Annotated in this window: 22 protein-coding genes and 1 pseudogene; 7 read left to right on the plus strand and 16 right to left on the minus strand. The window is 26.2% G+C overall.

Annotated features, from left to right (window positions below; all coding sequences use genetic code 11):
- Positions 1-35 precede the first annotated feature (35 nt).
- Together secG and tpiA are read right to left on the minus strand one after the other, a co-directional pair.
- On the minus strand, positions 36-335 hold the full coding sequence (secG, locus tag ACIJYG_RS03635; RefSeq protein WP_435098761.1) for a preprotein translocase subunit SecG: 300 nt from the start codon (positions 333-335) through the stop codon (positions 36-38).
- Between the two features lie 5 nt (positions 336-340).
- Positions 341-1,081, minus strand: a complete 741-nt coding sequence (gene tpiA / locus ACIJYG_RS03640) for a triose-phosphate isomerase (RefSeq protein WP_435098764.1) — start codon at positions 1,079-1,081, stop codon at positions 341-343.
- Positions 1,082-1,137: 56 nt separating this feature from the next.
- Between tpiA and ACIJYG_RS03645 the strand changes: the two genes are divergently transcribed.
- From ACIJYG_RS03645 to gltX, 7 genes are all read left to right on the plus strand, one after another.
- Positions 1,138-2,559: a SurA N-terminal domain-containing protein gene (locus ACIJYG_RS03645; protein WP_435098768.1), complete on the plus strand. Its 1,422-nt coding sequence runs from the start codon at positions 1,138-1,140 to the stop codon at positions 2,557-2,559.
- Complete coding sequence (gene trpE / locus ACIJYG_RS03650) at positions 2,559-4,016, plus strand: anthranilate synthase component I (protein WP_435098850.1); 1,458 nt, start codon at positions 2,559-2,561, stop codon at positions 4,014-4,016. Before ACIJYG_RS03645 ends, trpE begins: the two co-directional genes overlap by 1 nt.
- On the plus strand, positions 4,016-4,582 hold the full coding sequence (locus ACIJYG_RS03655; RefSeq protein WP_435098771.1) for an anthranilate synthase component II: 567 nt from the start codon (positions 4,016-4,018) through the stop codon (positions 4,580-4,582). The genes trpE and ACIJYG_RS03655 overlap by 1 nt, the downstream gene beginning before the upstream one ends.
- Before the next feature lie 4 nt (positions 4,583-4,586).
- Positions 4,587-5,579 carry an anthranilate phosphoribosyltransferase gene (trpD, locus tag ACIJYG_RS03660; protein ID WP_435098774.1) on the plus strand — a complete coding sequence of 331 codons (993 nt, stop codon included), beginning with the start codon at positions 4,587-4,589 and terminating at the stop codon, positions 5,577-5,579.
- Positions 5,572-6,363 (plus strand): indole-3-glycerol phosphate synthase TrpC, encoded by a 792-nt coding sequence (locus ACIJYG_RS03665; RefSeq protein WP_435098777.1) that lies wholly within the window; start codon positions 5,572-5,574, stop codon positions 6,361-6,363. The genes trpD and ACIJYG_RS03665 overlap by 8 nt, the downstream gene beginning before the upstream one ends.
- An 89-nt stretch (positions 6,364-6,452) precedes the next feature.
- Complete coding sequence (gene lexA / locus ACIJYG_RS03670; RefSeq protein ID WP_435089383.1) at positions 6,453-7,130, plus strand: transcriptional repressor LexA; 678 nt, start codon at positions 6,453-6,455, stop codon at positions 7,128-7,130.
- Positions 7,131-7,152: 22 nt separating this feature from the next.
- A complete protein-coding gene (gltX, locus tag ACIJYG_RS03675; RefSeq protein WP_435098780.1) occupies positions 7,153-8,553 on the plus strand; it encodes a glutamate--tRNA ligase in 1,401 nt (466 codons plus the stop codon).
- Here the strand turns inward: gltX and lpxB are convergent.
- From lpxB to rpsB, 14 genes and pseudogenes are all read right to left on the minus strand, one after another.
- Positions 8,530-9,666, minus strand: a complete 1,137-nt coding sequence (lpxB, locus tag ACIJYG_RS03680; protein WP_435098783.1) for a lipid-A-disaccharide synthase — start codon at positions 9,664-9,666, stop codon at positions 8,530-8,532. The genes gltX and lpxB overlap by 24 nt on opposite strands.
- The gene (gene lpxI / locus ACIJYG_RS03685) at positions 9,663-10,448 is read right to left on the minus strand and encodes a UDP-2,3-diacylglucosamine diphosphatase LpxI domain-containing protein (protein ID WP_435098786.1); all 786 of its coding nucleotides are present in this window, start codon (positions 10,446-10,448) and stop codon (positions 9,663-9,665) included. Before lpxI ends, lpxB begins: the two co-directional genes overlap by 4 nt.
- 1 nt (position 10,449) lies before the next feature.
- Positions 10,450-11,232: an acyl-ACP--UDP-N-acetylglucosamine O-acyltransferase gene (gene lpxA, locus ACIJYG_RS03690; protein WP_435087290.1), complete on the minus strand. Its 783-nt coding sequence runs from the start codon at positions 11,230-11,232 to the stop codon at positions 10,450-10,452.
- Entirely contained in the window at positions 11,229-12,209 is a 981-nt protein-coding gene (gene lpxD / locus ACIJYG_RS03695; protein ID WP_435098789.1) for a UDP-3-O-(3-hydroxymyristoyl)glucosamine N-acyltransferase, read from the minus strand. The genes lpxA and lpxD overlap by 4 nt, the downstream gene beginning before the upstream one ends.
- 51 nt (positions 12,210-12,260) lie before the next feature.
- Complete coding sequence (gene fabZ / locus ACIJYG_RS03700) at positions 12,261-12,707, minus strand: 3-hydroxyacyl-ACP dehydratase FabZ (RefSeq protein ID WP_435098792.1); 447 nt, start codon at positions 12,705-12,707, stop codon at positions 12,261-12,263.
- A complete protein-coding gene (locus ACIJYG_RS03705) occupies positions 12,708-13,229 on the minus strand; it encodes an OmpH family outer membrane protein (protein ID WP_435098795.1) in 522 nt (173 codons plus the stop codon). It abuts the gene before it with no gap.
- 5 nt (positions 13,230-13,234) lie between these two features.
- Complete coding sequence (gene bamA / locus ACIJYG_RS03710; RefSeq protein WP_435098798.1) at positions 13,235-15,451, minus strand: outer membrane protein assembly factor BamA; 2,217 nt, start codon at positions 15,449-15,451, stop codon at positions 13,235-13,237.
- 33 nt (positions 15,452-15,484) lie between these two features.
- Positions 15,485-16,045, minus strand: coding sequence for a hypothetical protein (locus tag ACIJYG_RS03715; protein WP_435098853.1), 561 nt, complete (start codon positions 16,043-16,045; stop codon positions 15,485-15,487).
- Positions 16,028-16,644: pseudogene (locus ACIJYG_RS03720) on the minus strand (1-deoxy-D-xylulose-5-phosphate reductoisomerase); the annotation flags it as partial. The gene ACIJYG_RS03715 and the pseudogene ACIJYG_RS03720, both read right to left, overlap by 18 nt.
- The gene (locus ACIJYG_RS03725) at positions 16,645-17,334 is read right to left on the minus strand and encodes a phosphatidate cytidylyltransferase (RefSeq protein ID WP_435095255.1); all 690 of its coding nucleotides are present in this window, start codon (positions 17,332-17,334) and stop codon (positions 16,645-16,647) included.
- Positions 17,334-18,008 carry a polyprenyl diphosphate synthase gene (gene uppS, locus ACIJYG_RS03730; protein WP_435095258.1) on the minus strand — a complete coding sequence of 225 codons (675 nt, stop codon included), beginning with the start codon at positions 18,006-18,008 and terminating at the stop codon, positions 17,334-17,336. The genes ACIJYG_RS03725 and uppS overlap by 1 nt, the downstream gene beginning before the upstream one ends.
- A 1-nt stretch (position 18,009) precedes the next feature.
- A complete protein-coding gene (gene frr, locus ACIJYG_RS03735; RefSeq protein WP_435095261.1) occupies positions 18,010-18,561 on the minus strand; it encodes a ribosome recycling factor in 552 nt (183 codons plus the stop codon).
- Entirely contained in the window at positions 18,562-19,413 is an 852-nt protein-coding gene (gene tsf / locus ACIJYG_RS03740; protein WP_435095264.1) for a translation elongation factor Ts, read from the minus strand.
- A 1-nt stretch (position 19,414) separates the two neighbouring features.
- A complete protein-coding gene (gene rpsB, locus ACIJYG_RS03745) occupies positions 19,415-20,233 on the minus strand; it encodes a 30S ribosomal protein S2 (RefSeq protein WP_435095267.1) in 819 nt (272 codons plus the stop codon).
- Between the last annotated feature and the right edge of the window lie 2 nt (positions 20,234-20,235).

Consider the following 20,235-nt stretch of genomic DNA (forward strand, 5'->3'; position numbering starts at 1 on the left):
TTATAGCGAATAAAAAATGAATTGAAAAGTAATAATTATTTATCTTCAGGAATTGAAGGAGTGTCCTCAGTTTTTTCCTCAATAGTATCTAAAACTGAATTTGTAGGGGTTAATTCCGCTCTTGAAATAATTGTAAGCGCCAGACTGCACACAATAAACAAAGTTGCAATCACAGCAGTTGCTTTGGTCATGAAGCCACCAGCAGATCTTGAAAGCATGAAGTTTTCTTGAGAAACACCAATACCAAGAGCCCCACCTTCAGATTTCTGCAAAAGTATTAATGACACCAAAATTAATGCAAGAATGATGTTAATGACTAACAATATATTTTCCATGCGGACTAATTAAAGGTTTTTTTGATTATATCAATAAATTTTTTTGAGCTTTGAGAGGCTCCACCAATTAAAAAACCGTCTATAACGTTAATATTTTTTAATTGAGCAATGTTATTGCTGTTAACTGAACCGCCATACAAAATTTTTGGAGATTTTTTACTAAATCTATTTTTAATAAACGAGACAGATTTTAGTAAATCTTCAGATGCAGGTATCAATCCTGTTCCAATTGACCAGACAGGCTCATACGCTACAATTATATTAGATTTGTTTTTAATAGATTTTAAACCGTTGTTAATTTGTTTTGCTAATACTTGATTGGTTTTTTTGTTTTTTCTTTCTTTATAAGTTTCACCAATACAAAATATAATTTTTAAACCAGCTTTAATTGCACTTTTAATTTTTAAGTTGATTAACTGATCAGTTTCACCAGATTGTCTATTTTCTGAATGCCCCAATATTATATATTTAGCCCCAACATTTTTTAACATTTTTGCATTTACGTTACCTGTGAAAGCACCAAAGTTTTCACTTTCATGACAATTCTGTGCACCAACCTCTAACTTGGTTTGTTTTAATCTTTTTGACAATGGTCTGATAAGTGTATTTGGAGGGCAATAAACTATTTTAAATTTATTTTTCTTATTAGTATTTGAAAATTTTATAACACTATCAAGGGAATTTAATGTTCTTAAATCACCAAACATTTTCCAATTAGCCACAAAATACATATATTTATTTGTCATTATTGAATTTTTAATCTATAGATTTGTTTTTTGCAGATCAATATATTTATAGCTTAATGATAAAAACTTTGAAAAATTTTGGTGGAAAAAAATTGGGTGGTGTAATCCTAATTGCAGTAATTGTAATAGCGTTTGGATTTGGAGGTTTTGGTGGTGGATTTAGCACCAACAACCAGAATAATATTGCAAAAATAAACAAGACCAATGTAACGACACAAGATTTTATGGACTATCTAAATGGTAGTAACATTTCACAACAAGCAATTAGAGAAAACCTTGATCAAAATATAATTGAAGAATTATTGTCAGGACTGATTTCAACTACTTTAATTGATTTAGAGGTTGAAGATTTTGATCTTTCAATAACAGAATTGACTGTTTTAAAAAAAATAAAAGAAAATAAAAATTTTCAAGATGAAAACGATGTATTTCAAAGAATTAAATATGAAAAATTTCTTCTTTCAAACAATATGTCGGCTCCGATGTTTGAACTTCAATTAAAAAATCGTGAACTTCAAAAACATTTATTTGATCTAATTGGAGCTGGAACAATAACGCCAGATTTTTTAATTAAAAAAAAATTTGAGGAACAAAATAAAACTCTAGATATTGAATATTTAGCAATGTCTAAGCAATATAGAGAAAAAGATAGCTACACTAGTGAAGAGATTAAGAAATTTGTTGAGGAAAATAAAGATCAATTAAAAAGAGAATATATTGACTTTAAATATGCAGTTTTAAATCCTAAAAATTTAATTGGATTAGAAGAGTTTAATCAGGATTTTTTTGACGAAATAGATAAAATTGAAAACAAAATTTCTCAAGGGGGTACGTTTGAAACAATACTCGAAAATATTAAAGTAGATGTAATAGAAATTAGCAAATACACAACTTCTTCCACTAAAAAGATTAATGAAGACAGAATTTATTCTAAAAGATCTTCAAATTTAGATATTATTGAAAATGGAGATAATTTTTTATTATTTTCAATAGTTGACAAATATGATCTTGGGCCTGACTTAGGAGATCTCACTACAAAGGATGAAATAACTGAATTAGTTTTTCAAAAAGGTAAATTTGATCTCAATAGAAATATTTTAGAAAAAATACAAAAAAATGAATTCGATAATAATGAATTTAATAAAATTTCAGCTAACAGTCTTGAGTATGTGTCGCTTAATTCAATTAATGATGCCAATACTTTTGAAACGAATTCAGTTAAAATGCTATACAGTCTTCCAGTTGGTGCTTTTACACTTGTAAATGATAAAGATAATAAAATTTATTTGGTAAAGATAGTTAATGCAAAAGATAATTCTTACAATACAGCTGATAAAAATTATTTAAAATTTGTCCAAGAACTAAACACGGACAATAGAAAAAGTATTCTTCAATCATATGATCAATTACTTAATAATAAATATAAAGTTCAATTAAATCAGAAAACTATTGATAGAGTTAAAAATTATTTCAAATGATAATTAATCGAAACTTCAAAGATTTTAAGTTTCGACACAGAAGCAAAAAAAATCAAATAATATATACTTCAAAAAAAGTAAAAAATGACGACAATGTTTTAAATCTAATTGATAATTTCCTCACAGAAAAGAATAGCTTTATATTTGAGTCAGTTGAAAAAGGGAAAATCAAGGGTAGATATACTATTTTTGGCAAAAATCCTGACAAAATTTGGGAATTTAATAATGATAATTCATTCTTAATTAAAAACAAAAAAAAGATTAAATTAAAAGAAAAACCTGATCAATTAATTGAAAAAATTATTGAAGATTTTAAATTTGAAACCCCAAAGAAACTGCCTAAAATTTGCTCTTTAATATCAGGCTATTTTTCATATGACTCAATTCGATATATTGAGAAAATTCCAAACAAATGTAAAAATGATCTTAATTTACCAGATGTTAGACTTTTGAGACCTAGAACTCTAGTTATTTACGATAATTTAAAAAAAGAAATTTTTTATATAATTAATATTTTTGGTGATGAAAAAATTAAAAACTATGCAAAAAAATATGAAGAAATTAAAATAGAATTATCTAAAATATTAATTCAATCTTCTTTAAAAATTTCAAATTATCTAACTAAAAAAACAATTAAAGACATTAAAGTTAAATCTAATACTCCCAAAAACAAATTTATTAAAATGGTGCATAAAGCTAAAGATTACATCAAACGAGGTGATATTTTTCAGGTTGTTTTAAGTCAACGATTTGAAGCAAAATTAACAAAAAAACCCTTAGATATTTACAAAAAACTTAGAATTACAAATCCATCCCCTTTTATGTTTTTCTTTAATTTTAATGATTTCCAAATCATTGGAGCCAGCCCAGAAATATTAGTTAGGTTGAGAGATAATAAGATTACAGTCAGGCCAATAGCAGGTACAAGACCTAGGGGCAAAACTATCAAAGAAGATATTTTTTATGAAAAAGATTTACTTAAAGATAAAAAAGAACTTTCTGAACATTTAATGCTTTTAGATCTTGGTAGAAATGATGCTGGAAAAGTTTCTAAAATCAATTCAGTCAAAGTTACTGAAAGCTTCATTATAGAAAGATATTCTCATGTAATGCACATAGTTTCTAATGTAGTTGGTGAATACAATAAAAAATTTTCAAAATTTAAATCTATGCTTGCAGGATTTCCTGCTGGAACTGTATCTGGAGCACCAAAAATTAGAGCAATGGAGATTATTGATGAATTAGAATCAACAAAAAGAAAAGTTTATGCAGGAAGTATTGGATATTTTTCAGCTAATGGAGAATTTGATACTTGCATAGCTTTAAGAACTGCTGTTGCTAAAAACAAAAAATTCTATGTACAAGCAGGTGCTGGAATTGTTGCAGACAGTAAACCAATTAATGAATATGAGGAAACAGTTAATAAAGCTAAAGCTTTAATTAATGCTTTAAGATAATGAAAATATTATTAATAGATAATTATGATAGTTTTACATTTAATCTTTATCATTATCTTTCTTCGTTAAAAACTAAAGTTGACGTTATAAGAAACGATCAAATTACATCTAAAGAAATTATTAAAAAAAAATATGATAAAATTGTAATTTCACCGGGACCTGGTAACCCTAACCAATCTGGAAATTGTTTGAATATTTTAAAGACACTTCATAAAGATCTACCTTTTCTTGGTGTATGTCTAGGCCATCAAATAATAGGTCAAGTTTTTGGTTCAAAAATTGTTCAAGCAAAAAAATTAATGCATGGAAAAACAAGTAAAATCAAATCAAAAAAAATTGGAATTTTAAAAAATCTTCCAAAAGCCTTTGAAGCAACTAGATATCATAGTTTAATTATTGATAAGAAATCTTTATCTGCAGACTTAGAAATTACAGCAGAAACTAGTGATGGTCTAATTATGGGTGTTCAACACAAAAAGTATAATATTCACGGTGTGCAATTCCATCCTGAAAGTATAAAGACTATATTGGGAATTAAAATATTAAAAAATTTTATAAATCATTAATCTAATGCAACAATTTTTAGAAAAACTTAGAAAAAAACAAAACTTAACTTTTGAGGATAGTAAATTAGCTTTTGAATTGTTGATGACCGGAAAAGCAAGTGAAGATCAGATCTATGATTTTTTAACATTACTATCAGCAAAAGGTGAGGTTTCAGATGAAATTGCTGGCGGTGTTTATGTTTTAAGAGATAAATCTAAAAGAGTAAATGTTGATAATTGTGTTGATACTTGCGGTACTGGAGGAGATGGTATGAATACACTGAATATATCAACTGCTTCTGCCCTACTTTTAGCAAGTATGGGTACAAAAGTAGCAAAACACGGAAATAAGGCTGTCTCATCAAAATGTGGGTCTGGGGATGTGCTTGAAGCATTAAATATTAAGATTGATCTTGAACCATCTAATGTAGAGAAAGAAATTAACAATAATAACTTTGGATTTATGTTTGCTCCAAATTATCATAGTGCAATGAAATTTGTTGGTCCTATTAGAAAAAAAATAGGTAAAAGAACAATCTTCAATATGATTGGACCCTTAAGTAATCCAGCTTTAGTTAAGAGGCAGGTTGTGGGTGTTTTTGATAAAAAGTTATTAAAAATATTTGCTGAAGGTCTTAAAAATTTAAATATTAAATTTGCATGGATTGTTAATAGTGAAGATGGATTAGATGAAATATCACCTTATGAAAAAACAAATGTAATTCAATTAAAAGATGGTCAAATAACTGAATTTATAATTGATCCAAAAATATTAAATGTTAATGCTGAAAGATTTGAAAATCTTGTAGGTGATGATGCAAAATATAATGCAAATAAAATGATAGAAATATTTAAAGGTAAAGATAATGATTTTTCAAAAGCAGTTTGTTTAAATGCTGCAGCCGGTTTAATTGTTAGTGAAAAATTTAAAGAATTTTTTGACGCCTATAACTTCGCTAGAGAATTTATACTATCTGGTAAAACCTTTTCACATTTAAAAAAGATACAAAATGTCTGAAAATATTCTTGAAAAAATAATAAAAAGAAAAATTGAAAGAATAGATGTTTTAAAAAAATCTATAAATCTAAATTCTTTAAATGAAATTATTAATAAAAATATGTCTTTTATTGATTTTAAAAATAAGATTCAAAATAATTTAAATAAAAATAAGAGTTCAATCATTGCAGAGATTAAAAAAGCAAGTCCTTCTGCTGGTGTTATTATTGATGATTATAATCCTGTTGAAATTGCTAAAATATACAATGATAATAATGTAACTTGTTTATCTGTTCTTACAGAAGAAGATTTTTTCTTAGGTAGCTTAATTCATGTTAGTAAAATAAAAGATAAGATTAAATTACCAATTTTATGTAAAGATTTTTTTATTGATAAATTTCAAGTTCCTTTAGCTAAAAGTTATGGCGCTGATGCGATCTTAATTATTTTAGCTGGAGTATCAGATGATTTAGCTAATGAATTATACGAAGAAGCTTTAAAGTTTAATATGTCAGTTATTGTCGAAGTTCATACTGTTGAAGAAGCAAAGAAAGCTTTGAACTTTAAGGAAGCTTTAATTGGAATTAATAATAGAAACTTAAAAACTCTAAAAACTGATATAAATACAACCTATGATATTCATAATGTGTTAATTGACCACAAGGGACCGCTAATTTCAGAGAGTGGAATTAAGACTAAAGATGAGCTCTTAGGTCTAAAAAATAAAACATCTATAAATACTTTTTTAATTGGTGAATCACTTTTAAAAAATTTAGAAAAAAATTCAATTTTTTCAGTTTTATAGGTAAATAAACCTCTATTTTACTAGTATTTTTTACTATTGTTAAATTAGAAGAACTTTTATAGAACATTATTTGTACGATATTTGTTCTTATGCTTACAAAAAAACAAAAAAACTTACTTTTATTTATCAACAAGAAGTTGAGAAGTTCCGGTGTATCTCCATCTTATGAGGAAATGAAGCAATCTCTAAATTTAAAATCTAAATCTGGAATTCATAGATTAATTAGTGCTTTAGAGGAAAGAGGGTTTATTAAGAGATTGGCACATAAAGCGAGAGCATTAGAAGTAATAAAATTACCAGAAACAGCCTCTGCAAATGATATTTACAATAGCTTTTCACCAAGCGTAATTAAAGGTGGTTTGGACGAGGTAAACATTAATTCTGACGAAATGGAAGTTCCAGTACTTGGAAAAATAGCTGCGGGTACCCCTGTTGAAGCAATTCAAAATGAAGTATCAAGAATTCCTTTACCTAGTAACTTAGAAAAGAATGGTGACTATTTTGGATTAAAAGTTCAGGGAGACTCAATGATTGAAGCTGGCATCAACGAAGGTGATACAGTGATCATTAGAAGAACAGATAGTGCAGATAATGGTAAAATAGTTGTAGCTTTGATAGATGAACATGAGGCTATGCTAAAAAGAATTCGAAAAAAAGGCAAGGTTGTTGCTCTTGAAAGTGCTAATAGAAACTACGAAACTAAGATTTTTGGTCCAGACAGAGTAAAAGTCCAAGGTGTACTGGTATCTTTATATAGAAACTTCTAAAAAAATAGTCTAAATAACACGAATGTCTAAAGTTGCAACACGTTTTGCACCCTCACCTACTGGAGCGCTTCATATTGGTGGAGTAAGAACTGCTCTGTTTAATTGGCTTTATTCAAAAAATCAAAAAGGAACATTTCATCTTAGAATTGAGGATACAGATAAAGAAAGATCTAAAGATGAACATAAAGTTCAAATCATTAAGTCTTTAAAGTGGATTGGTATAGAACATGATGGTGAAGAATATATACAATCAACTAAAATTAAAGATCATATAGATATTGCTAACGAATTACTAAAAAATGGTAATGCCTATAAGTGCTATTGTTCTAATGAAGAAATTGAAGATCAAAAAAAGAGAGCTAGACAAAAAAAACTTCCTTATATCTATAATAGAAAATGGAGAGATATTTCAGAAGAAGAAGCTCCAAAAGATATAAAGCCTGTAATAAGATTTAAAAGTAAAATTGAAGGATCAACTGTACTAAAAGATTTAGTACAAGGCGATGTTGAAATCGATAATAACACAATTGAAGATTTTATAATTTTAAGAAATGATGGAACACCAACATACAATTTGTCTGCAACTGTAGATGATCATCAAATGAACATGACTCATATTATTAGAGGAGATGATCATAAGATAAATACATTCAAACAAATGCAAATTTATTTAGCTATGAAATGGAAGTTACCTCAGTTTGCACACATACCTCTTATTCACACAATAGACGGTAAAAAATTATCAAAAAGAGATAATGCTTCAACATTAGATGACTATTCAAAAATAGGCATAATGCCCAATGCATTAAGGAATTACTTACTTAGATTGGGTTGGTCTTTTGAAGACAAGGAAATATTCACCCTAGATGAGAGTATTAAACATTTTAATTTGGAGGGTATAGGTAAATCTCCATCAAAACTAGATATGAGCAGAATTTTATCAATGAATGAACATTATATAAAAAACATAGACGTAAATGAACTCTACAAACATCTAGTAGAGTATTGTGGAATTTATAAAGAGAAAATAAACGCTGAAAAAGAAATAAAAATTAAATCATCGTTATCATTTCTTAAAAATAAAGCCAAAACGCTGGAAGATATTTATAATAACGCAAAATATATAATATTTGATGAAGTAAAATTTGGAGATGAAGATTTAAAGCTAATAGATGAAAAAGCCAAAAAAATAATAGCAGAATTTAAAAGCAAAATTACACCGATAAATAATTTAAATAAGGAAATTCTTGAACCTATAATTAATGAGTTAATTAAGAAATATGAAACAAATTTCAAAGGAGTTGGTCAACCGATTAGAATTGCTTTAACGGGATCAAAATTTGGGCCAGGTTTATACGATATAATAATTTCTTTGGGAAAAGATGAGATTGAAAAAAGATTAAGTAATAAGATAATTGTTTAAAATTTTTGCTGCCTCATTCGAAGAAGATGTTTTGGATTTAATTCCTTCTAAAGTTTTACTACAAACATCCAATTGTTTTCTAATTAATTCAGGATTTTTTAAAAAATAAATAACCGTTTTATATATTTCTTCAGCATTACAATCTTTTTGTAATAATTCAGGAATTATTTCTTTATCATTAATGATATTAATAATATTTGCAAATTTAACATTAACCAGCATTTTAAAAATCATAAAATTAATAAAACTAAGTTTGTAGATAATTATTGATGGTATATTAGAGTTTGAAATTTGAAGTGAAACAGTGCCTGATTTAGAAACAGCAAATATTGAATTAGATAAAATTTGTAATTTAATATTTTCATCAGAGATAACATCAATATTAGACAAATCAGTTTTTTTAATATGATTTTTGATAAATTCTTTATTTTCATTTGTAGCATGAAAAACATAAGAATAAGTATTATCTTTTTTATTCATCAAATTAATAAAATCGAGTAAAATTGGTATTAGCACATTGGTTTCTGATTTTCGACTGCCTGGAAAAATTGATATGATTTTCTTATCTTTAGATATTAGTTCATTTAAAGTTGTTTTAACACTTTCATCTTTTTCGATTAATGGATGACCTACAAATGTATTTTTAATATTCTCTTCATCAAAGTATTTTTTTTCAAAGTTAAAAAGTAAAAGCATGTGGTCTATAAAATTTTTAATCTTTTTAACTCTACTTTTTCTCCAAACCCAAACTTGAGGAGCTACATAATGGATTGTCTTTATGTTACTATTAATCCTTTTAACTTTTTCAGCAACTCTTAATGTAAAATCAGGACTATCAACACTGAATAAAATGTCAGGGTTAAATTTTATGATTTCATCTACAGTTGTATTAATCTTTCTTCTTATTTTAAAAATATTAAGCAATACACTTGTGAACCCAAGATAAGTAATGTCTTTAAGATCAAAGATAGATTGTATTCCCAATTTTTTAATATGTGTTCCTCCAACTGACAAATATTCAATATTAGGATTATGCGTTTTGAGTTTTGAAATAACTTTTGATGCTAATTTATCACCAGAAGGTTCACCTGTTAAAATAAAAATTTTTTTCATATGACATTAATGAATATCTTATTTTTATTAGCAAAAGTTATACATTTAGACTTATCTAAAAATATATTCTTTTTAGATTTTAAAACTATTCCTTTTAGACCGTATTTTTTACAATCTCTTAAAGTATTAAGACCAATAGTTGGTAAATCCATTCTTAAATCTTGTTTTTTCTTAGGTAATTTAATCAAAATTCCTCTAGATTTTTTTTTCAATTTTGACAACATTTTCTTTGTTCCATGTCGATCTTCTGAAGCTAAAATAGTATTTTCTTTAACAATAACAGCTTGAACATGATCTAAACTATTTAATTTATTAAAATATACAATCCCCTTTTGAATTGAGCTTATATCATCTAAATTTGGTTTTAATTTGGTGTAATTTCCAGTTTTTACAGCTAGTTCAGGGTTAAAAAAAATGGAACTGATAACTTTTATATTCTCATTGTCTAAAATTTTTATTATAGCTTTTATAATTGCAGCGTCACCTAATTTTGCAGCCTTAATAACACTTGGCATATAATAAAAACCTTTTAAGTCCAATTTTAATGAAGCAAATTTTGGTTTAGCAATCTTTCCTGCAAACAAAACTTTTTTTGATTTTTTTTCTTTAATTAAATTTATTATTTCTCCAAATCTTCCAATACTTATTCGGTGAGAATTTTTATCTTTATTAAATTTATTATTTTTTGAAAAATCAATAATAAAGTACTTTATATTTAATTTTTTTATTTTCTTTAAAACGATTTCTGAAAAATCAGTATCTCCTAAAAACAATCCAATCATCTTATTTTGAAAATGGGGTACAAATAGGTCTTTTTTTATCTTTCTCTAAAAAGTTAACTACTTCTAATACAAGTTCATTTTTCTTATAATCTTCACTTAAATTAGATAAATTTTGAGTTAAGTTTTCATTTTTAAATATTTCTTTATAAGCATCATTTAAAGTCAATATTTCTTTATTTGGAATATTTTTTCTTCTAAGGCCAATTAGATTTAGACCTTGTAATACACTTCTATTACCATGTGCAATTCCATATGGGATTATGTCTCTCACAACACCGCACATACCACCAATCATTGCAAATCTACCCACTCTAGTAAATTGTTGCACTGCAGAATTGCCACCAATAATTACGTTATCTTCAATTTCAGCATGTCCACCCAATGGAACATTATTTGCTAAAATAACATTATTGCCAACTATACAATCATGAGCAATGTGAGAAGAGACCATAAATAAACAGTTATTACCAATCTTTGTTAGTTCGCCACCTCCTTTTGTGCCAGGATTAATGGTAACATACTCTCTAATCTTATTATTGTCTCCAATTTCAAGCCTTGTTTCTTCGCCAGCAAATTTTAAATCTTGTGGATCGTTTCCAATAGATGAAAAGGGATATATTTTATTATTTTTACCAATTCTAGTATTACCAATAATACTTACATGAGATTGTATTTCTGAATTTTCATCAATTTCAACATTAGGACCAACTATTGAAAAAGCTCCTATTTTTACATTAGATGAAATTTTTGCTTTAGGATCTATAATTGCAGTTTTATGTATCATCTATTTTCTCTCAAAAAATCTTTGATATTTTTTGCGGGATAACCCATCACCTTTGTATTATCAGGAATATCTTTTATAACCCCTGATCCACCGGCTATTTCAACATTATTGCCAATTTTTAAATGTCCTGAAATGCCTGCTTGACCACCAATTTTAACATTATTGCCAATTATTGAGCTGCCAGCAATTCCTACTTGACCAGCAATGATTGCATTTTCTCCAATTCTGACATTGTGAGCAATATGAATTTGATTATCTAAATATGTATTTTTTCCTATAGTCGTATTTGACATTGACCCTCTATCTATAGTTGAACTACAACCAATTTCACAATTATCTTCAATTATAACAATTCCCATGTGGGGATATCTTAAATTTTTATTATGAGTTGGAAAAAAACCAAATCCATGTTTGCCTATAATGCAGTTATCTAAAATTTTAACATTGTTTTTAATTAAACTATTTCTAACTATAGTGTTTGAACCAATTGTACAATTATCTCCAATAGAAACATTTTTTTCAATGATGGTGTTATGACCAATTAAACAATTAGAACCTATTGATACGTTTTGACCAATTAATACATTTCTACCATATTTAACTTTAGCATTTAATTTAGTGTTTGTAATTTCCTCAACTGTAGTATCAAAATCATCATTTATAGAATCTGGATAAAATTTAGCAGTAATAATGGAAGTAGAAACCAAAACATTATCAACAATTATTGGTATACAACTTTTAGGTAATTCATTTTGTAAATTCTCATTTGTTATGCAAAAAGAAGCTTTTGTATTATTAGCAGCTAATTTGTATTTTTTTGAATGAAAAAAAGTAATTTCATTTGCTTTTGAATTATGCAAATCTTTAATATCAATAACTTTTAAATTGTTATTACTCTCTTTGGTTTTAAGATTTAATTTAATTAGTATTTCACTAAATTTGAAAGGGCCATGATTTTTAAAAAATGGATTAACCATGATTGCTTTTAACAAAGCAAAATGAAATAAGTTATCAATATTTATTGCTGTTTATTTCTTGTCTACAATTGTAGCAGACCAAATGGCATCTGCCATTTTCTTATCATCAACAAAAGCTTCACCTTTGTATTTCCAAACTCTACCATGAGATCTTATGGCCTCAATTTTAAGTAAAAGTTTACAATCTGGTACAACAGGATTTCGAAATCGTGCTTTTTCAACACCCATTAAAAAAACAAGTTTATTTTCATACGTGGCTTTATCTATTCCATTAGCTGTAAGAGCAGCAGCTGTTTGACCGAAAGCTTCAACGATGAGCACACCTGGCATAACTGGTTGTCCAGGAAAATGACCCTGAACAAAAAAACTATCTTTTTTTACGTTAACTACTCCAGTTGCTGATGTTAATTTTTTAATATCATAAAGTTCATCGATTAATAACATAGGATGTCTATGTGGTAGCAAACTTTCAATATCTTTTTTATTTAGGCTAATCATTTATTTTATATCAACTGTTTTAATTTGATTATCAATAAGTTCAATTAATTTTTTAGTTATGTCGTAATTTTTACTTGCAATAAAAACATTTTTTTTATCTATTAACATGTAAATAGAATTTTCGGCCATGTATTTTTCAATAATTGGATTTATCAAGTTAAAAAAATTTACAATATTTCTTTTTCTTTTAATCTTAAATTTATCAACTTCTACAACTTTATTTGCTCTATAAGTTTGAAATTTTACTTGTAGTGATTTTAAATCATTGGTTATCTCTTCTTTAGAAATCAAATTTTTTTTTGATAAAATTTTTTTTTCTTCATTTTTAAAATTTTCATCACTTAATTTAAATTTATTAATTATTGAATTTTCCTCTTTTTTAAGAGTATTTAAAAGTGAATTTCCTGCAAGAGTATTATTCAGAATATAATCAATATCCAAATAAGAAACTTTTTCATCAGCTTTCAACACATTAGCTGATAAAAATAAAATAATTAATAGAATAAAAATTTTTTTAAACATATTCATTAAAAAGTTGTTCCTAAATTAAACCTAAAAGTTTCTTCCTTATCAGAACTTTCTTTTGTTATTGGGTAAGCTAAAGAAAAATTTAAAGGACCTATTGGACTATACCAATCTAGTGCTATTCCAGTTGAACTTCTAATTTTACCATTTTCTTTTAAAGATTTATCATAATCAATACCCCAAAGATTTGCTGCATCTATAAAAAATAAAAAATCAACATTTTGTGACTCTTCTAATATCTTTGGTATTGTGGATGAAAAATTTATTGCATATGCATAATTACCACCAATATAATCATCTCCATCTTTAGGTCCAATTTTGCCGCTCTCAAAACCTCTTAACTTATTGCTTGGAATATTTAACCTTTCTGACAATTTAATATCTTTGTTAGCTAAAGAAGTTGCTGATTTAAGCATTAATGATAATGAAGAAATATTTTCATCATATAAATCAAAATAATGAGAATAATTATAATAGTTTACTATTGTTTTTCTTTCACTTATTACTGGCAAGTCTAAAGAATAAAATGAATTATAGCCAGATGATGTTTGAAATTTTTGATTTCTTTTATCATAATTAAAATCTAAATTTAAAAATGTATCCCAGTAATTACCTTCTTGATCTTGTTGTGATTTTGAGGCAGTGCTATTAGTTTTTATCACTTCATAAAAATTTGATGTACCTACACCCAATCTTAGATCATCCAAATACTCAAAATTGGTTCCAAAATTTATTCCAGTTTTAGTTGACTTATAACCAAATGTTTTAAAGTTGTCATTTTCAATAGCTTCAGCATTTATATAAATAGATTTGTCGGTATTGTTAAAATTTGGGTTTGTTAAACCAAATTTACCTTTTATAGTTTCTGAGGAAACTTGAATGTTGCTATCTAAAGATACTCCCTTACCCATAAAATTATTTTCATTGATACCAAATCCAATAGAGCCACCTCCAGTACCTATACCAGCTGAAGCAGAAATTTCACCAGTAGGCTTCTCTGCTATACTAATATTCAATATCTTGGTATTTGGCTTAGTGCCAGACAGTGATTCATTTTTTACTGTTTTAAAAAAATTTAGGCTTTTTATATTATTTATTGATTTATTTAGTAAAATTTCATTGAAAGGATCACCTTCATCTAACTCAAGCTGATTGCGGATAACATTTTCTTGAGTTACTGTATTACCAAAAATATTTATTTTTTCGACGTAATATTTTTCAGACTCTTCTATCTTAAAAATTAAATTTATTTTGTTATCAATTAATTCATCAGTAACTGTAGCTTTTATAAATTGATACTGTTCTTGAGCAGTAATTATATCAATTTCACTTAAGATATCATCTATAGTATTTATTGAATAAGGTTGACCATTTATCTTGTCAAAAAGATTATTTAATTTTTTAAAGTTATTTATATCAAAATCTGATGGAATTTTTAGTTCAATATCACCAAAAAATATTTTTCTTTTCGCATCTATATTAAATATTAATTCAAATTCATTGTTATTAATTAATTTAGCAAATGAAGAATTTATAACAACTTCGTAATAACCATTATTTAAATAATAATTTTTTAATAATCTTTTATCTAAATTAACTAAATTTTCATTTAAAAATTTTCTCCCAGATAAAAATTTCCAAAATTTGTACTCAGAACTTGCTATCAATCTTCTTAGTTTTCTATCTTTAAAAATTTTATTACCGACGAAGGTAATCTTATTAATCTTAGCTTTTTTTCCTAATTGTATATCAAAATTGATTGAAACTAAATTATCATCAAGTTCTATCAAATTAGTATCTATAGAGGCATTATAATATCCTAAATCTTTTATTACATTTAATATTCTATTTTGCTCAGTAATTAGAGAAAACTTATTATAGGAAGATTTTTCTTTAATTAACTTATTATAGGTAACATTTTCCAATATCTTGCTTGATTTAATGCCATTATAATTAATAGTTTGTATTAACGGGTATTCTTTAACAAAAATAACTAATGTATTGTTTTTTAATTGAATCTTCACATCTTCAAAAAAACTTGTCTTATAAAGATCTTTTAAAATTAAATTAATATCAATTTGATTTATATTTTCTCCAATCTCAACTTTTGAAAATAGCTGAACAGTTTCTGCAGAAATTCTTTGATTACCTTTTATTTCAATTTTATTTACAATATCTGAAAATGAATCAGTATTAAAAACAATAATTAAAAAAAACACTTTTAAATAAAATAATAAAAATTTCACGATAATTTATATACTTAACTTATTAATTTTAAAACGAACATATTTATTTAAATTCTCTATACTTACTATACTCAATGGTCTGATTTTTTTATATTTAGCAAATTCTCTTAGATTAACAATTTTATCTAATTTTTTAGAAATATCAGTGAAGTTAATTTTTTTATTTAAAAAAAGGTTCACTAATTCATCATTGGCAGCAACAATTACAGTTTCAAACAAGGTGTCTTTGTTTGTTAGTTTTGAAATTATTTTAACAAGAGGGAATTTTTTCAAATTTATTTGGCTAAAATTTAAATCATTTAATTTTTCTATGTTTATTTCTTTTGTTTTTAAATATTTAGATTTTTCTGAATAAATAGAATTGTGTATTGGTATTATCATGTTTGTGTCATGAGCAACAATTTTAATCATTCCATCATTAAATTTTATTATAGCATGAACATATGAATTTGGATGAACTAAAATGTTAAGTTTTTTATATGATATGTCAAATATCTTATGAGCTTCAATAATCTCAAAAACTTTATTCATCATAGTAGCAGAGTCAATGGTAATTTTTTTTCCCATAGACCAATTAGGATGTTTTAATGCATCAGAAATTTTTATTTTTTTGAATTTAGATAATGGTAATGTCCTTAAAGGACCTCCAGATGCAGTTAAATATATGTTTTCAATATTATCCGATGAGTAACTATTTAAAGCGTAATTAATAGAAAAATGTTCTGAGTCAACGGGTATAAACTGAGTATTATTTTTTTTTAATTCATTTTTTAATAAATTCCATCCACATATTATGGCTTCTTTATTTGCTATAGCTATTTTATGTGTATACTTAATAATATTTATTGTAGGTTTTAAACCTTCCAATCCAGATATCGCACACATAACATAATCAATTTTTTTTTTTAAAATAATATTTAAGGAATCAAAAGTGTTAAAAATTCTAATATTTTTAATTTTTTTTTCTTTAATTTTAGAAATGATTTTTGATCAGTTATAATTAAATTTCTTACATTAAGAGCCTTTGCTTGATAAAGAATTTCTTCATAATTTCTATTGGCAGTTAAGAGCTCAATCTTAAAATTTTTTTTATCTTTTTTAATTACTTCAATTAAAGTTTTACCGATTGATCCTGTAGAACCAAGTATTACTATTTTCTTTTTCATTTAAATTAATTTTAGTAAAAAATATGAAAATGGAACAGCAAATAAAATTCCATCAACCCTATCAAGAAGTCCTCCATGACCCGGTAATATTTTGCCCGTATCTTTGATTTTAGCTTTTCTTTTGAGATATGATACAAACAAGTCTCCTAATTGGCTTGTGGTTGAAATTAATAAACAGAACACAATATTATTTTGATTAATTTCTAAATCCAAATAACCTAGATTAGAAAATAAAATTAGAGGAATTATGGAAAATATAAATGAACCTATGGAACCTGATATAGTTTTGTTTGGGCTAATTTTTGTTAATTTCTTGCCACCAATAACCTTACCAAACATATAGCCACCAATATCAGTAAAAAAACATACAAAAACGACATATAAAAAAAAAGGAGGACTTTTAAGTCTATATATTTCGTATGAAAAATTACAGAATATAAAAAAAACATAAAAAAAAGTAATCAAATTTAAAATAAAAAAATTTAAATTAAATTTTTTTAAAATAGCAATTTTTTTTAGCGTGTGAGGATAAAGAATCCTTGAATATATGTTGTTCACCTCATAACAAACAAATATGCTGAGTATTAAAATTGAGAAAATAAAAATAAATTTATTACTAAAAGTAACCATTAGTAATATAGATAATAAAATAATTGATGTTATAAATCTTTTTAATAAATTTTTTGACATTATATCTTACCAAAATTTCTTTTTATTGATTTAAATTTTTTAATTATTTTAATATAGTCTTTTTCATTAAAATCTGGCCATAATTTTTTTTCGAAGAAAATTTCTGCGTAAGCCAACTGCCATAACAAAAAATTACTTAATCTTTTCGTATTACCAGTTCTAATTAATATTTCTGGGTCAGGAATGTCTTTTGTTTGTAAATATTTTTTAAAATTTTTTTCATTAATTGTATCATTATTTTGATTCATTTTTTTTAATGCATTTACAATTTCAAATTTTGATCCATAATTTAAAGCAAGATTAATTTGAAGTATTTCATTTTTAGAGGTTTTTTTTTCAGATAAATATAGAAGTTTGTTTAGTTTTTTTGAAAAATTTTTAACTCCAATTATATTAAGTTTGATATTTTTTTTATGAAGATCTTCTAACTTATTTGAAAGAAAATTTTCTAGTAATTTAAATAAATAATTTATTTCAATTTTTGGTCTTTTCCAATTTTCTGTAGAAAATGCATATAATGTTAAGTACTTAATTTTTTGTCTGATAGTTTCTTTAATGATTTTTTCTACTGTATGCAGACCAGCTTTGTGTCCTTCATTTCTAGAATTTCTATGTTTTAAACCCCACCTCCCATTACCATCCATTATGATGGCCACATGATTAAGCGGATTCATTCTAGATAGTCATTATTTCTTTTTCTTTTAAAGAAACCTTTTCGTCAACAACTTTGATGTGATCATCAGTAATTGTTTGGACATTTTTTTCAGATGATTTTTCTTCATCTTCACCAATTTTTTTTGACTTTAAAAGTTTTTTTAATTCCTCATTGGCTTCCCTTCGAATATTTCGAATAGAAACTTTACATCTTTCACCAATTGATTTAATTAATTTTTTAATTTCTGTTCTTCGCTCTTCATTAAGTTCTGGTACAGGAAGCCTAATTAATTGACCATCTATTTGTGGATTTAGACCTAAGTCAGACTTTTTGATTGCTGCATCTATTAATGGCACATTACTAGCATCCCAAACTTGAATATTTATCATTCTAGGTTCTGGTGTAGTTATGCTTCCAACTTGATTTATAGGCATTTGTTGACCATAAACATCAACTTTAACTAAATCTAACATCGCAGCATTTGCCCTGCCTGTTCTTAAAGAAGATAGTTCTTTTGAGAATACCTCAATGGCTTTATCCATTTTGATATTGTAAGACTTTTCGTCAAACATTTATTCTCCAATCTTTATTCTATAAAACTCTTTTATTCTTAAATCAGCAATTGAAAGTTCTTTTACTATATCTTGCACTTTCTTTTTAGGTTCCATAACCCATGCTTGAGATAGAAGAGAATTTTCCTCTTTAAACTTGTTCATCTTACCTAAGCTTATTTTTTTTGCAATATCTTCAGGTTTTCCAGAATTTTTTAATTCCTCAGTTACAAGTTCTTGCTCTTTATCAATAACTGATTGGTCAATTTGGTCAGATGTGAGTGCTAATGGGTTAGAAGCAGCAATATGCATTGATAATTGTTTACCAAAATTTTTAATTGTATCTGAATTATCATTTGTTTCTAATGAAACAATCACTGCCAACTTTGAAATATTATCTTTCACAACTGTATGTAAATAATGATTATTTACAGTGCCAGCGTTCTCTATTGTTTTTGCCTTGCCAATTGTAATTTTTTCACCAATTTTAGCAATTAAAGATACCACATTATTTTCTACAGTTTCACCATTTTGCATTTTAGAACCTTTAAGAGCATCTAAATTAGAGTTATTTTCGTTATTTAAATCACTAAGTTCTTTAACAAAATTTGTAAAATCTTCATTCTTAGCAACAAAGTCTGTTTCACAATTAACCTCAATAACTGATGTTTTGATATCGTTACCACTCACAGCAACAACTCCTTCTTTAGCATCTCTAGACATTTTTTTTGAGGCTTTTGAAATTCCTTTTACTCGTAAAATTTCTATTGCTTTATCAATATCACCACCCGATTCTTTTATTGCAAGGTTGCAATCTTTAAATCCAGCACCAGTTGCTTCTCTTAATTTCTTAACATTTTCAATATCACTCATATTAATTTAAAGTCTCCTTTTTATCTTTAGAAAATTTTTGTTCTAGTTTTTCTCTATCAATTTCTTGAACTGTTTTCCCTTGAGTTGTTTCTTTAGTTTCCTGAGAAGTTTCCTTTTTAGGTTCAGGAGCTGGAATTGAACTCTTAGCATTATTAATAGTTTCCTTAATTAAATTGCAATAAAGATCTATAGATCTTCGAGCATCATCATTCCCTGGTATTGGAAAATCAATATTATCTGGATTAGAATTACTATCAAGAATAGCAATTATAGGTATTCCTAATTTGACCGACTCTGCAATCGCTAGTGACTCATAATTTGTATCAATTATAAAAACCAAATCAGGAGTTTTTTTCATTTCAGCAATACCACCTAATGATCTTTCAAGCTTATCTTTTTTGACACTCATTTTAAGAAGCTCTTTTTTTGTGAACCCTCTATTTTCAGCAACCAGATCAGATTCATATTTTTTCATTTTTTTAATTGAGCCAGATATAGTTCCCCAGTTAGTAAGCATACCACCAAGCCATCTATAATTTACAAAATACTGATCTGTTTCTTTTGCAACTTCAGCAATAGCTTCTGATGCTTGTTTTTTTGTTGAAACAAATAAAATTTTGCCGTTATTCGCAATTGTTGAATAAATTTTCTCTAAAGCTACTTTAGTTAGTTCTAATGTTTGGGTTAAATCCATTATATGGATTGAGTCTCTTTTTCCAAAAATGTATTTTTTCATTTTTGGATTCCATCTTAAAGTTTTGTGACCAAGATGTACGCCTGCTTCTAATAATTGTTGTATTGTTATGTTAGGTATTTTCATAT

It is taken from the genome of Candidatus Pelagibacter bacterium nBUS_27, from assembly GCF_051200985.1.
Taxonomy (GTDB): Bacteria; Pseudomonadota; Alphaproteobacteria; order Pelagibacterales; family Pelagibacteraceae; genus Pelagibacter.

Coding starts and splice junctions, on each gene's coding strand:
- secG (WP_435098761.1), bottom strand. CDS start 335: ATGGAAAATATATTGTTAGTCATTAACATCATTCTTGCATTAATTTTG.
- tpiA (WP_435098764.1), bottom strand. CDS start 1,081: ATGACAAATAAATATATGTATTTTGTGGCTAATTGGAAAATGTTTGGT.
- ACIJYG_RS03645 (WP_435098768.1), top strand. CDS start 1,138: ATGATAAAAACTTTGAAAAATTTTGGTGGAAAAAAATTGGGTGGTGTA.
- ACIJYG_RS03655 (WP_435098771.1), top strand. CDS start 4,016: ATGAAAATATTATTAATAGATAATTATGATAGTTTTACATTTAATCTT.
- trpD (WP_435098774.1), top strand. CDS start 4,587: ATGCAACAATTTTTAGAAAAACTTAGAAAAAAACAAAACTTAACTTTT.
- ACIJYG_RS03665 (WP_435098777.1), top strand. CDS start 5,572: ATGTCTGAAAATATTCTTGAAAAAATAATAAAAAGAAAAATTGAAAGA.
- lexA (WP_435089383.1), top strand. CDS start 6,453: ATGCTTACAAAAAAACAAAAAAACTTACTTTTATTTATCAACAAGAAG.
- gltX (WP_435098780.1), top strand. CDS start 7,153: ATGTCTAAAGTTGCAACACGTTTTGCACCCTCACCTACTGGAGCGCTT.
- lpxB (WP_435098783.1), bottom strand. CDS start 9,666: ATGAAAAAAATTTTTATTTTAACAGGTGAACCTTCTGGTGATAAATTA.
- lpxI (WP_435098786.1), bottom strand. CDS start 10,448: ATGATTGGATTGTTTTTAGGAGATACTGATTTTTCAGAAATCGTTTTA.
- lpxA (WP_435087290.1), bottom strand. CDS start 11,232: ATGATACATAAAACTGCAATTATAGATCCTAAAGCAAAAATTTCATCT.
- lpxD (WP_435098789.1), bottom strand. CDS start 12,209: ATGGTTAATCCATTTTTTAAAAATCATGGCCCTTTCAAATTTAGTGAA.
- fabZ (WP_435098792.1), bottom strand. CDS start 12,707: ATGATTAGCCTAAATAAAAAAGATATTGAAAGTTTGCTACCACATAGA.
- ACIJYG_RS03705 (WP_435098795.1), bottom strand. CDS start 13,229: ATGTTTAAAAAAATTTTTATTCTATTAATTATTTTATTTTTATCAGCT.
- ACIJYG_RS03715 (WP_435098853.1), bottom strand. CDS start 16,045: ATGGGAAAAAAAATTACCATTGACTCTGCTACTATGATGAATAAAGTT.
- ACIJYG_RS03725 (WP_435095255.1), bottom strand. CDS start 17,334: ATGTCAAAAAATTTATTAAAAAGATTTATAACATCAATTATTTTATTA.
- uppS (WP_435095258.1), bottom strand. CDS start 18,008: ATGAATCCGCTTAATCATGTGGCCATCATAATGGATGGTAATGGGAGG.
- frr (WP_435095261.1), bottom strand. CDS start 18,561: ATGTTTGACGAAAAGTCTTACAATATCAAAATGGATAAAGCCATTGAG.
- tsf (WP_435095264.1), bottom strand. CDS start 19,413: ATGAGTGATATTGAAAATGTTAAGAAATTAAGAGAAGCAACTGGTGCT.
- rpsB (WP_435095267.1), bottom strand. CDS start 20,233: ATGAAAATACCTAACATAACAATACAACAATTATTAGAAGCAGGCGTA.